We start from the raw sequence: 13240 nt of genomic DNA, 5'->3' as shown, positions 1-13240 counted from the left end.
TTAGTATTTTATGCTCCGACTATATGAATGGAATGGGTTGAACGCCCTCTCCGCTCTCAGATGTATCTCCAGATACTCAAGCTGCATATGGTGGGAAGAGGATAACCATTAGCGGATCAGAGGAGGCATGAACCATGCATATTTGTATTATTGCGCCGGAACGTCTCCCGGTTCCAGGAGACGGGTCAGTAGAAATCTGCATTTGGGCCATTGCCAGAAGGCTGGCTGAGAAACATAGGGTTACCATTGTGAGCCGCAGAGCGCCGGGACTGCCCGATGCTTCCATATTGGAGCAGGTAAGAATCATTCGATTACCCGCAAGTACTCCCGTTCATTATCGTACTTCGGTGTTAGACTACATTCAGAATGAGTCATTTGATATCGTTCAGATCGATAATCGTCCCCATCTTATGTCTGCTGTAAAGAAACGGCTCCCTCATCTTCCTGTATTTCTATTTCTGCATTCTCTTACATTCACACCGGACACAGTTAAGACTGCCAGTGCCTTGGCTAGAGCAGATCTGATTATTGCGAATAGCCACTCTCTACAGCGAAGACTAAGCCGTCGTTTCCCTCAATTGAACAATGAAATCCGCATCGTCCTGCTCGGAGCAGATCTTGATCGATTTACTCCTGTAGCGATACAGGAAAAATACCATCTTCGCAGACTTTACAGACTCCCGAGAATCTTTACCGTATTGTTCGTCGGTCGAGTCATTCCCCGCAAAGGGGTGCCCGTATTGATACGTGCTATGTACCATTTAAATAAACACCTTCCCGCTCATCTTGTTATTGCAGGCAAAGGGAAACCGACGTATTTGCGACAGCTGAAGCTGCTTGCTCGGCGACTAGGCGTATCCGTCTCCTTTCTTGGAAATGTAGCTCATGAGGATATCCATACCCTTTATCAAGCAGCCGACTGCTTCGTATGTCCTTCTCAGAATCATGAATCCTTTGGACTTGTTAATGTAGAGGCTATGGCCTCGGGACTACCGGTCATCGCTTCTAGCAATGGCGGTATCCGTGAGATTATCGACTCCGGCCATAATGGATATCTGGTGGAACGATATCGGGAGGCCTTACCCTTTGCTAGAGATTTGCTGCGACTAGGCCGGAATCCAGAGGTAGCAGCAACCATTGGCAGACAAGGACGAGCGGATGCGCTTGATGCCTTCAATTGGCAACGTACAGCAACTGATTTGGAGCGGCTTTATCAAGCTGCCTTAGTACAACAATAGATTCCTACAAGCATAAACGCCTTCGGCATCCTTATAAGGACGATAAGCGTTTAAGCGAGAAATATAAGACAGAAAGTATAGTGTGAAACTTATACTCTCATATATTTCAAAAAAAATAGTCCGCCTCCAATCACTGGAGACGGACTATTTTGATTTAAATAAACTGAACAACCGTAAGGACAAGCCCTACAACAAAGCCGCATAACGCGCCGTTTACGCGAATCCACTGAAGATCTTTACCTACTTTATCCTCCAGCATATTCACTAAACTAGCATCGTCCATGCTATCTAGATTCTCTTTCACCAAAAGACCAATTCGGAAGTGGTTAGCCTCTACAAATGCAATTAGTGAAGCGCGAATCCGCTCCTCCCAGCTACCAATCCACTCTTGTTCCTTACTGATACGGCGCACAAGCATGGCGTATAGTGCAAATAACTTGCGTCCGCCAGCTGCTCGATCCTCTTCCAATAAAGAAAGCGCCTTGCTACGTGCGTTCCCCAATTGAGTATGCAGAAAAGCGGTTGCCGCTTCTCCCTCAAGCTCATGTAGTGCCCATTCTTTTACAGAAGTCATTCTAGCCTCATCATTAACAATCTGGAACAGCGCCACCCGAATTTCACGGATGATCTCTTCACGGTAAGGGCTATCCTCCTCACGGAAATCGCGAACACCGGACTGTAGCATTCCTTGCAGCATTTCACCAAGCATATCCGCATCCATAAATCCAACGAAAGCCTGGAAAGCCATCCCCTTAAGTCCACCGAGCTTCACTTCAGCCAGTTTCTCACTGGCGATCTTACCCAGCATAGCTTTCGTTTCAGGACGACCGCTCCAATTAGATACCCCTTCCAGCGCATAATCCAGAGCCGCTACATCTTTTCCATCGTTCATTAATTTAGTGACAATTTTATCAGCCGCAACCCCAAGCTCTGCTTCACGAATATAATCGGAAGCGGCCTTTTGAAGAAAAGGTACGGCTTTTTCTACCGGAAGACGTGACACGAATTCGCTAAGCTGCTCTAGGATCTGGGCTCTCACCTTCTTCTTGCTAAAGAACTTTGTCAGCAGCTTGGAACCCATAGACATAATACCAAACTTGCGCAGCTTGTTCTCAATACTCTCTTTGTTCAGCAGCTCAGTCTCCATAGCGGTAATTAACGACTGGATAATCTTATCCCGATTCTTGAGCAGCAGTGAGGTATGTGGAATACGCAGCCCGAGCGGATGGCGGAATAACGCGGTTACCGCGAACCAGTCGGCAATCCCCCCGACGAGCCCGGCCTCAAAGCCGCCTCTTAGTAGAATTACAGCGAGATTTTCAGGTAGAAATAGTGTAATCAGAAACCCACATGCCATAAAAGCTAGTGACATGGTGGCCAAGTTTTTGGATCTCACGATTAGTCCCCCTTACATACACAGCTGCCGATGTCCTTACGCAGGCAAAATATCGGCGGATCACGTCCCACGACATGAACAGACGATAGACTCGGCTAGTCGATTAGTTTAACCACTATTGTACCACGACTGAACTATTTTCTAAAAATATACGATTAGAATAGGAATGAAAAGGTGTTTTTGGTTTTCAGAATATTAATGATAAGATACAAGTAACGTTCTCACTGGCCCGCGAAGGGCACAACTATGACTGGACAAGGAGATCATACACTATGCTTATTGCTTTAGATATGGATGGTACATTGCTAAACGAAGAAGGACAAATTAGCCCAAAGAACCGTGAGGCGATTATAAAGGCTCAGAATTTAGGTCATATCGTAATTATTGCTACGGGACGCTCCTTTATGGATGCGGAACGACAACTTCGGCTGGCAGATCTGGAATGCCCTGTAGTCAGTCTGAATGGCGCAGTGGTTACATTGTCTGACCACACGCTTGCAGCAAGTAAGCCGCTGAATAAGGAGGACATCATTCCTGCATTACGCTGGATGAACGAAATTCCTGATTTGTATTACGAGGTATACACAGAGGACAACGTATATGTGGAACTCAATAAACGGGTAAGATTAGAGAAGCTATCTTCACTAAGTGAAGAAGAAGTACCCGAGGAGGTCAGCTGGCTGCTCAAAGCAATGATCGATCAGCAGTTTCAACAAGCGGCTGTAACATACGTCGAAAGTATGGAAGAGATCTGGAGTAAAGAAGAAAACGTCATTTATAAAACATTAGCCTTTTCTCTAAACCGGGAGCTGCTCAAAGAAGCCTCCACCCGCTTCGCCGCGATCCCTGGCCTCATTATTACAGCCTCCCATGTCAATAATATCGAAATTAACCATGAGGACGCCAACAAAGGCTCAGGTGTAACTATACTCGCCGCCCACTATGGCATCCCGCTAGCAGATGTAGCCGTAATGGGTGACAGCTATAATGATCAACCGATGTTCGAGGTGGCTGGCTACCGAATTGCCATGGCTAACGCGGCACCCATTCTGAAGGAAATGGCTGAGTTTGTTACCGTCAGTAATGATGAAGATGGGGTAGCGGTAGGAATTGAGCATCTTTTGGCTAAATTCTGAACCAACATACCTTAATCATAAACAGCTAAATAACCTCTGACAGCATCCTGAGGATGGGTCAGAGGTTTTTTTTCTACCGCTTTATACAAGGATGATTGTCCAAGCTCAATGGCTTAGCAAACTCAACGTCTTTTAACAACTCGTTATTCTGCTTATTATGCATAACACGTGATTCGGACAGCCCTGACTGAATCTCCTTGAGTATTTGATGATTCTCATCATATAAGGTGACTGCCAGTAAATGTTCCTCTTGTCTTACAACCAGCTCCATATTTGGTTTAACCTCAAGCGATACCTTCTCAAAAGGAGACACATCGATCATAACTTCCAGTCCCACATTCTTGAATGTATAGGCGTAAGTGACTTCAAGTCCACGGTTATACGTGGCTTCGATCTGTCCCTTTCCTATATTCACATTATAAGCCAAGGATTCAAGCTCTTGCGGAATCCTTGGAGCAATGGTCAGTGTATTGTTAATCAGGTCTGGACGGATACCTAAGAAATATTGATACCACACACGCAGCTGCTCAGCATTAGACCAAGCTTGCAGGTATGCCCCCGTCAACTTCGCCCAGTTCTCCCCTTCCACAGGATAAGCATCCATATTCTCACAAAGTCCACCAACAACACCTAGATTCAAGGCCTGCCAGTTCATATTCTTGAATAGCTGATAGGCGGTTTCTTCCTGCCCCGCTTCAATCATACGCTGCATCGCAATACCATTAAGCCAAATCCAGACCGCACCGTTATGGTAGGCCTCGTCTTTCGGATAATGAGGTGTTAAATGAAATGGACGGAACAAAGGATGATGTCTATCTAAAGAAGCAACGCCCCAAGGGTAGACCAACTCTTCCCATGCGGTACGAATCGCTCTTGCTTTAAAGTCATTATCGTTAAACATTTCAAAAGCAAATAACTGGTTCGGGCGCAAGGAGAATTCCGGCTTGTCCTCTGCGTCTAGTCTATCCGCTAAATAAGGATGAGCTTGATCACAGAAATCCAACTCAAAATGGTGCTTCAAGGTGTCAGCAATACCCTTCCATTTATCCGCATTCACCTTGTCATTCATATATTCAGCAAAGTAAACACCAGCAAGCAATTGGTTATACCAGAGTGCTTGAATATCATTGGCACGGGTATCCCGAGGAGAATAAGACTCCAGATTGCCATCCCGGGCATCCATCCAAGTTTCATTATCTGCGTGCTTCAAGTACCCTTTATCATCTACCCAATATTTTATGGAACCTTCAATACTATATTGTACATTGGGATAAAGCTCTTTAATGATCGCTGTATCTCCTGAATACTTAACGTAATCCTGCAACTGGATAATGAATCGCGGCGTACCATCCGTTGTATGGTAATCTACCTTTCCAGGAGATAAGATATTTGGAATCCTACCAAAGTATTTAGAATCTTCGTCCGTATTCTGAAATTCTGCGAATGACAGCAAGATATTTCTAGCCGTTTCGAATTGCCCTGTAACTAACACGGCTCCTGGAAGCGCAATGAATTGATCTCGTCCCCAATATTCGTTAAACCATGGCAGTCCTGCATAGATACCATCACCCTGCTGTCTAGTAACCAACTGATCCATGGTGATGTTCAACCAATTCATCGCTAAAGTAAATGTATCATCACTGCTGGTTAGATGGGCATTGTGGTGTAAGAACTCTTCCATCCGCTTAACACGTTCATCTTTCAGAGCACCTATATCTCGCTTAGCTTTAAGGATTAAACCTGCTGCTGCTTCGTTCGTCTTCCCTACAGCGATATAATAGCCTCCAGCGTTTGCGTCGGCCATTAGAATTTCATTATCCATGTGCAAAGGCGAAGGGTTAATAGCACTAACTGCAATGACCCAATCTCCCTCGATAGGGCTAAAGAACGCGATTTGATCCAGTTGGTTGATATAAGTAACATTCTCTCCTCTTAAAGTAATACCTATGGCTTCCTGCACATTAGCGAGACTAATTTCTAATAGATTATGATAATCCAACAACCACAGCTCTTCTGTCAAATCCGCATGGTTACGCACCATTTTGTAAGGATAGGCCCAAACTTCAGATTGTCGATTGTCTAGCTTCTGCTCACCCACAAATAAAGTGTATCCACCAAAAATTCTATTCTTAGCAATATTCAATCCCTCAAAAAAGGCATGTTCCACATGATTCGTATGATGAGATTGCGTAAAATAAAATGCGGCCTCTTTATTCGTAAATGAAATACTCCGATTAGCTTCTGGAGAGATAAACATCTTCATTTCATCCAGAATGGATGGATGAACTTGATTACTATTACTATTACTATTCATTGTAAGCCTCCTACTTGAAAATAGTAGGCCGCTATGAAGCTTCATAGCGGCTGTCTACTAATATTTATTCTTTAACCGAACCAACGACAATCCCTGATACGAAATACTTTTGCATAAACGGATAAATCAACAACAATGGCAGCGTGGAGACTACGATTTTAGCAGCGTTCAAAGTCTTATTCGAAACCTTTGCTAATTCCATTAATTTCTCCGGATCTGTAATATTCTGAACCTCAACGCTAAGCTGTTGGATATAGGTCTGCAATGGATAATTCGCCGTTTTATTAATATACACCAGGGCACCAAAGTAATCATTCCAATGGCCCACAATAGTAAAGAGCGTAACCGTGGCAAGCGTAGGCAATACTATCGGAAGATAAATTGTCCCTAATATTCTCCACTGCGAGGCTCCATCTATATTCGCAGCTTCCTCTAGCGATTTCGGTACAGCCCGGAATGCATTCATCAGCAAGATAACATTCCCTATCGGTACGGCACCCGGTAAGATCAATGACCAGATGGAGTCTAAAAGGTTAAGCTCTTTGACTACCATAAAGGTTGGAATCAATCCGCCTGAGAATAACATTGCAAAGATAACGAGATTCATATAAATCTTCTGACCTGTGAATACTCGTGAACTTTTAGACAATGGATAGGCTGTAAGAATCATCAGTACCATATTCACAAGCAGACCTAACACTACCCGTTCTACAGAGATCATGAATGAACGCCAAAACTGGCTGTCAGACAATAATTTTTCATAGGAGCTAAATGTCGGATTAACCGGGAATATACTTACAAGATTTGCCGAAGCCGCCGCATTATCACTGAAAGAGATGGCTACTAAATTGACTAACGGTATAAGACAGGACAAAGCGAACGCTAGAACAAATACCCAGATAATAACATCTGCAATACGACCCTTGATGTTAGATGCGTAAATGGGAGAACCCCCCTTTCTTTAGAAAATACGATAATCCGTAAGTTTTTGGGCCAATTTATTCGCAGAAAGAATCAGTACGATCCCAACGACCGACCGTAATAGGCCAACTGCTGTACCTAAGCTGTATTGTCTTTCTACCAGACCCACCCGATAAACGTAGGTATCAATAATATCCGAAGATTCATACACCAAAGGATTATACAGATTGAAGATCTGATCAAAACCAGCATTTAATACATTCGGCAAGTTCAAGGTTGTAACCAGCAAAATAGTTGGCATCAAACCTGGCAACGTGATATGCCACAGTTTCTTAAACCGGTTGGCTCCATCGATGGAGCCCGCCTCATAAAGTCCGGGATCAATAGATGTCAGGGAAGCTAGGTAGATGATTGAACCGTACCCGAAACCTTTCCAAACATCTGTTAATACTAGCATCGGTCTAAACCAGGTATTGCTGGCCATAAACAAGACTGGGTCAATCCCAAACCAGCTTAACATGGCATTAACGGGACCTTCATAAGAGAAGATGTTCATGACTACAGTAGCCAAGATCGCCCATGACAAGAAGTTCGGCAGATATACAACTGTCTGTACAAATCGCTTAGCAAACTTCACACGAATTTCATTTAATAACAGGGCAAACACAATGGATGTAAAAGTACCCACAATAATCTTCCATAACGCGATAACGATCGTATTACTGAAAATCTGTTTACTGTCTGGAATTTGTAGCATAAATTTGAAATTATCAAGACCTACCCAGGATGAACCACTCATTCCTTTAGCCGGAATATAATTCTGAAAAGCCATTATAATCCCGAACATTGGAATAAACGAAAAGATAATTAGGAAAATCATGCCTGGCGCCATCATGAGATGGAATGCTGTCTGATCTTTTTTATTTTTCATTTACGGATCATCTCTTTCAACATCATTTGGTTGCTATCGCTTCGTTAACTTCCTTAGTAATGACTTCGCCGCCAGTTTTATTCCAGCTCTCTACAAACTTATCAAATGCGTCAGGTTTCTGCTCACCTGTAATGATTTTCAAATACATTTCAAGCTCCATTTTAGTAAGTGTTGGCCATTTCAAAGTCATGGATGCTGTACTTCCAAAGAACAATGGATTCACTTCTTTAATATTTGAGGCTTTCACCAAACTAGCTGTTGTAATACTGGAAGTGTAGCCAGCCCATGCATTAGAATCTGGTGTTCCTCCATTCTTCTCACTATCAAGATATTTCTTATAGGAGTTATAAGCCGTCAAATCCTCATTGCTAGTCAATTTACTTGTATCTCCTGTTTCTAATGCTTCTTTCATGATGTCAACATTACGATAGAAAGCGTCATAATAATCGATATTAATGGCAAGTGGAGATCCGCCAACATTCATGCTCTTATAATCTTCAAATTCTTTCAGAGCTTTTGCATCTTTTTCTTGGTAACGCTGATAGTCATATTGAACACTCACGAGCTTGGCTGCCAGTTCAGGATGTTCAAAGCCTTTGCGAACAACCAAATAACTGCTGGAAGGATTTCCAGTGAACATGGTAAGCGAGCCATCCTCTGATTGTGGGGCAACATAAGATACCCATTTCGCTTCTGGATTCAGCTTAAGCGTGTCAGCTACAGTCCAGCTTCCCCACCAATTATCCATGAACGAACCACTTTTTCCACTTGTAAGTAGCGCCTTGCGATCATCACCAGTACGTACGGCAAACTGACGATCAATCAAGTTATTCTTGTACATTTCAGACAACTTGGCCAGTGCTGGCTTCATCTCTGGTTGAACAGATCCGTATACGGCCTTTCCACTTCCATCATCAATCCACTGTTTTGGATACGCACCATATAATGAAAAGATATTATTAAATGAGAATTGTCCACCAGAAACACCAGCAACGTTTTCATTATCAACAATAAGACCTAGCGTTTTACCCGCTCCGTTGCCACCTGGATCTTTTTCTACAAATTGCTTAATAATGTTCTCGACATCGGCCATTGTTTTTGGATCAGCAAGTCCCAATTTGTCCATCCAGTCTTTACGAAGCCAGAGGATACCAGGGCCATGTGAGATTTCAGTTGTTGGTATAGCCATCAGCTTGCCATCAAACTTTGCACTATCCAGAACACGTCCACCGTAGGAATCATAAATTTCCTTAATACGGTCACTGGCCGTATTCTCATAAGCTTCTGTCAGATCTGCAATCAGATCGTTCTCATAAAGCTGTTGCAATGTCGCATAGTCGGGAACCACCATAAGATCAGGGATTTCACCACTTACAATGGCCATCGAAACTTTCTGACTATAGTCTGTACCATCATTCGATTCAAACGAGGTCGTATTTTGGATATTCAGCTTATTCTTGAAATATCTTGTCCATACATTGTTTGTGGAATTATCACCCTCATAAGAGGTTCCTGCAAGTGCCGAATAGCTTGTTGCCACTTGTCCCACAGAATAAGAAACCGTTTCAGGATATGCGCCAAACGGAGTCGTCTGTGCTTCTTTCCATGCAGGATCACTCGCATCTGTCTTTGGGGTAGATGCTGAAGAATTATTAGAACTCGAACAACCTACCATAGCAACAGCTAATAGTGATGCTAATATGATGGAGCTTGATTTTCTCAATTTATGTTTCATTATAAGAGCCTCCCTTTTTCTATAAAAAACTCGTATTAGAAAACGATTTCAAAGCGCCGGCCAGCTTCAAAAAAAATTTATATTGTTACTTCCTTAAGTTTATAGATTCTTGCCATCCATCGTAAACGCAAAAAAATTATGTTTTACACAAATAAATACTCATCATTGATGATAATATCGGGGAATTATTGCTACGGTCGAAGATGTTATACTACAATATCAATGTCACTACATGTCGAAAGGTGGTACATAATGTTATCCATACTGGTGGTAGATGATCATAAGGAGGAGCGAGAGGGAATTGCTTTCCTCATTAAGGAGCTTGGCTTCCCCCTCCAATTGCATGTTGCAGAAAACGGCCGTAAAGCACTTGAATATGTAAGCGCACACTCTGTCGATATTCTATTTACCGATGTGCGGATGCCTATAATGGATGGATTACAGCTAACAAAGGAAGCATTAAAGCTGCACTCCAAACTTAAGGTGATCTTATTCAGCGGATTCGCTGAATTTGAGTATGCTAAAACAGCCCTCTCCCTGGGTGTATCCGAGTATCTTTTGAAACCGGTTAATATAGAAGCGTTCCAGACTACTTTGGAAAAGGTTATTCAGGAATTAAAGCACCAGCAGCAAAAAGAAAAAGCGTCTCAAAGAAAGCTAAGCTATGTGAGAAAACATCTACTCTTCTCTCTAGTCAACGGCATCGGAAGCCCGCCTCCTCTTCAAGAGCTGTCTATTGAATTACCGAGCCATTACAATAAAATGCTTTTGTTAGAATTCGACAAGCCATTTTTTGAATCTGTAGATTCGGAATTCGAAGAGTTTGTACTTGGTTTAATAGACTCATCTGCTGATTACTTAAATCTAAACGGATGTCAAAGCCTACTACTGTTTCCTGAGCAAAAGTCCCCTTCTTCCCAGTTTGATAATCATTCAGCAATGCACCTGCATCATTGTATCCTTGATAAATATAAAGTGAATTGTTATCTCGCTATGAAAGAGGAAGTAACCTCAATATCAGATTTAGGTTCAATTTTGACTTCATTAGAAGAATTGATGGAATATCGTTTTTTTCTCCCAGATACTTTTGTATTTAATACACAAAATGACTTACATTTCTCTGAGGCCTTGTATCCAGACCTTACAGATAGTCATCTACTAGATCAGATTCGTAATAATTTGAAGGATCAAGATATTTTTAGCTTACGGGCAAATACTGAAATTTTATATCAAAAATACGTACATCAAGTACAGTATTCACATTTGTATGTAAAGTATATGTTCTCCACCATCTATCAAGAAATCATGACACAAGCTGCACCGATATCAGAAATGGAGCTGCAGACTGCCGTCGAGACCATATATGGATCTGAAGATTTGCGGGACATCAAAGATATCATATTTGAAGGTATCGCTCGGATTGATCAGAACTCCACCAACCATGAGCCTATTCAGAACCGTGATGTCGATGCCGTCAAACAATATATTGAACAATATTATGCAGATGATCTCAGTCTGGAAATGCTTGCTGCTAAAGTGTATTTATCTCCACATTATCTTAGCTCCATCTTCAAGAAGCAGACAGGCTGTGGGCTTAATAAATATATTAAGAATGTCCGCATGCAAAACGCAAAAGAGTTGTTAACAAATACGCATCAAAAAATATCAAGCATTTGCACCGCAGTGGGCTATCGCAATATTTCATACTTCTGCCAAAATTTCAGGGATTTCTATGGATACACACCAGAAAAATATAGACAGTATAATCAGAAGTCCTCTGTATATCGGGAGGAGCATTATGCAACTTTGGCGGACACTTAAGCAAAATATTCACGATTTGAAGTTTCAAACCAAGATTATGCTTTCATTTATGTTAATCAGTATGATCCCTGTTATTGTATTGGGCAGCTTCTGCTATCAGGAAGCCAAATCATCCCTCATTAAGCAATCCAAATCTGATTTGAAAGCAGCCTTAAATCAAGGGGCTTTAGCTTTAAATAGTCATTTAGATGTTTACAATAAACTCATGAATTTCTTGAGTTTTAATCAGGAAATTATTAATTCAGCCAATCATACCTATACAAGTATGTATGAAATGTATGATCAGTTAACCCATGTAATTGACCAAAATTTCAATACGGCACGGTATCTAAATACCGGTGTAGAACAAATAACGCTGTATACAGGAACCAATCTTTTGGCACATGGCAATACCGTCCGAGCCTTAAATGATATTAAACAGAAACATTGGTACCCGGCGTTGATGAAGTCAGTCGATGTCCTGTGGTTTACGGAAAACAAGGAAATTTTTGCTGTTCGACGCATTATCAATACGAAACAGAAAAATCCTAAAGAAAATGTGCTGTATGCACGTGTGAATTACGATTCGCTATTTAATCCTTTTGACCCCCTACTCTCTCAGGGTTCAGAGATTCTTGTCAAAGATGCTTATGGAAAATCGATCTATGCCTCGCCTGGTATAGAAGGATATATTCCTTCCAATAGCACAGATAACATGGATACGCTGCAATGGAAAAATACAAAGTACACTGTATTGCAATCTGAAGTTCCTATATCAGGATGGACAGTGATGTTATGCAAACCTACGAAGATGATTACGAATTCTGCCTGGAAAATCCTCACGACAATCGGGCTTGTTATTGTTGCCTGTATTGCTGCCGTTGCTATAACTGCCAATTTATTCTCTCGAAAATTCAATTCACAAATTAAGCGTCTACGCAATAATATGCGTACCGTAGAAGAGGGATCCCTGGAAGTTACGGTCACCAGTACATCCAAAGATGAAATCGGAGATTTAATCAGAGGTTTTGGCAATATGGTTGACAAAACTAAAGTGTTAATCGATAAAGTATATATTGAGGAAATTTCACGAAAAGAATATGAAATGAAAGCCCTACAATCTCAGATCAATCCCCATTTTCTATATAATGCTCTTTCGCTCATCAATTGGAGAGCCATTCGAATCCATGCCACAGATATTAGTGAAATGGCGCAGCTTCTGTCCACGTTCTATCGGACTACCCTGAATAAAGGGAATAATATCATTTCGGTTTCGGATGAACTATTGAATGTACAAGCTTATATACAAATTCAGCTTAACATGCATAGCAACAGCTTTGAGGTAGAATACCAAATCGACGAGGCTATTCTCTCTTATTACATGCCTAACCTGATGCTTCAGCCTCTAATAGAGAATGCTATTATTCATGGCATCGAGAATAGAGAAGAAGAAGGAAGCAAAATTATTCTATCCGGAGAAATGGTGGAGGAGTGTATCCTCTTCAAAGTAAAGGATAATGGCGTTGGCATCCCACAAGAACGACTTAATCTTCTGCTAAAATCCCAGTCGATAGGCTATGGGCTCAAAAATGTAAATGACCGGGCTATGCTAATGTACGGACCAGAATACGGCTTATCCATTAGCAGCATTCTAGGACTGGGAACGGAGGTCATCTTTCGATTTCCATCCAAAAGATACGAAGGTGGCTCAAATTTATAACGATTATACTCAAAATCAACCGGGACAAGTACGCTGGTTTCAAAAAGAC

9 protein-coding genes are annotated in these 13240 nt (G+C 41.9%); 4 read left to right on the top strand and 5 right to left on the bottom strand.

The genetic code is table 11. The features are described 5' to 3' along the window. The first annotated feature begins 134 nt into the window (after positions 1-134). Positions 135-1238: a glycosyltransferase family 4 protein gene (locus M2444_RS12695; protein ID WP_094873876.1), complete on the top strand. Its 1104-nt coding sequence runs from the start codon at positions 135-137 to the stop codon at positions 1236-1238. A gap of 154 nt (positions 1239-1392) precedes the next feature. On the opposite strand, the gene M2444_RS12690 is transcribed toward M2444_RS12695, so the two are convergent. Beyond that, positions 1393-2634: a DUF445 domain-containing protein gene (locus tag M2444_RS12690; protein ID WP_280787131.1), complete on the bottom strand. Its 1242-nt coding sequence runs from the start codon at positions 2632-2634 to the stop codon at positions 1393-1395. Positions 2635-2906: 272 nt separating this feature from the next. Between M2444_RS12690 and M2444_RS12685 the strand changes: the two genes are divergently transcribed. Then, a complete protein-coding gene (locus tag M2444_RS12685; protein ID WP_094878619.1) occupies positions 2907-3770 on the top strand; it encodes a Cof-type HAD-IIB family hydrolase in 864 nt (287 codons plus the stop codon). Positions 3771-3843: 73 nt separating this feature from the next. On the opposite strand, the gene M2444_RS12680 is transcribed toward M2444_RS12685, so the two are convergent. The 4 genes from M2444_RS12680 to M2444_RS12665 form a co-directional block, all read right to left on the bottom strand. Continuing rightward, positions 3844-6084 carry an amylo-alpha-1,6-glucosidase gene (locus M2444_RS12680; protein WP_280787130.1) on the bottom strand — a complete coding sequence of 747 codons (2241 nt, stop codon included), beginning with the start codon at positions 6082-6084 and terminating at the stop codon, positions 3844-3846. A 64-nt stretch (positions 6085-6148) separates the two neighbouring features. Beyond that, positions 6149-7027, bottom strand: coding sequence for a carbohydrate ABC transporter permease (locus M2444_RS12675; protein WP_094873869.1), 879 nt, complete (start codon positions 7025-7027; stop codon positions 6149-6151). Between the two features lie 18 nt (positions 7028-7045). Beyond that, on the bottom strand, positions 7046-7936 hold the full coding sequence (locus M2444_RS12670) for an ABC transporter permease (protein WP_094873867.1): 891 nt from the start codon (positions 7934-7936) through the stop codon (positions 7046-7048). Between the two features lie 22 nt (positions 7937-7958). Further along, the gene (locus M2444_RS12665) at positions 7959-9671 is read right to left on the bottom strand and encodes a type 2 periplasmic-binding domain-containing protein (protein WP_094873865.1); all 1713 of its coding nucleotides are present in this window, start codon (positions 9669-9671) and stop codon (positions 7959-7961) included. Between the two features lie 252 nt (positions 9672-9923). Here M2444_RS12665 and M2444_RS12660 point away from each other — a divergent pair, with 252 nt between their 5' ends. Further along, positions 9924-11492, top strand: a complete 1569-nt coding sequence (locus M2444_RS12660; protein WP_179283780.1) for a response regulator — start codon at positions 9924-9926, stop codon at positions 11490-11492. Next, the gene (locus tag M2444_RS12655) at positions 11470-13191 is read left to right on the top strand and encodes a sensor histidine kinase (RefSeq protein WP_280787129.1); all 1722 of its coding nucleotides are present in this window, start codon (positions 11470-11472) and stop codon (positions 13189-13191) included. Before M2444_RS12660 ends, M2444_RS12655 begins: the two co-directional genes overlap by 23 nt. The last annotated feature ends 49 nt before the right edge of the window (positions 13192-13240 follow it).

Origin of the sequence: Paenibacillus sp. PastF-3, from assembly GCF_029893135.1 — a bacterium.
GTDB classification, from domain to species: domain Bacteria; phylum Bacillota; class Bacilli; order Paenibacillales; family Paenibacillaceae; genus Paenibacillus_AQ; species Paenibacillus_AQ nitricinens.
This window is presented reverse-complemented; position numbering and strand designations above follow the sequence as displayed.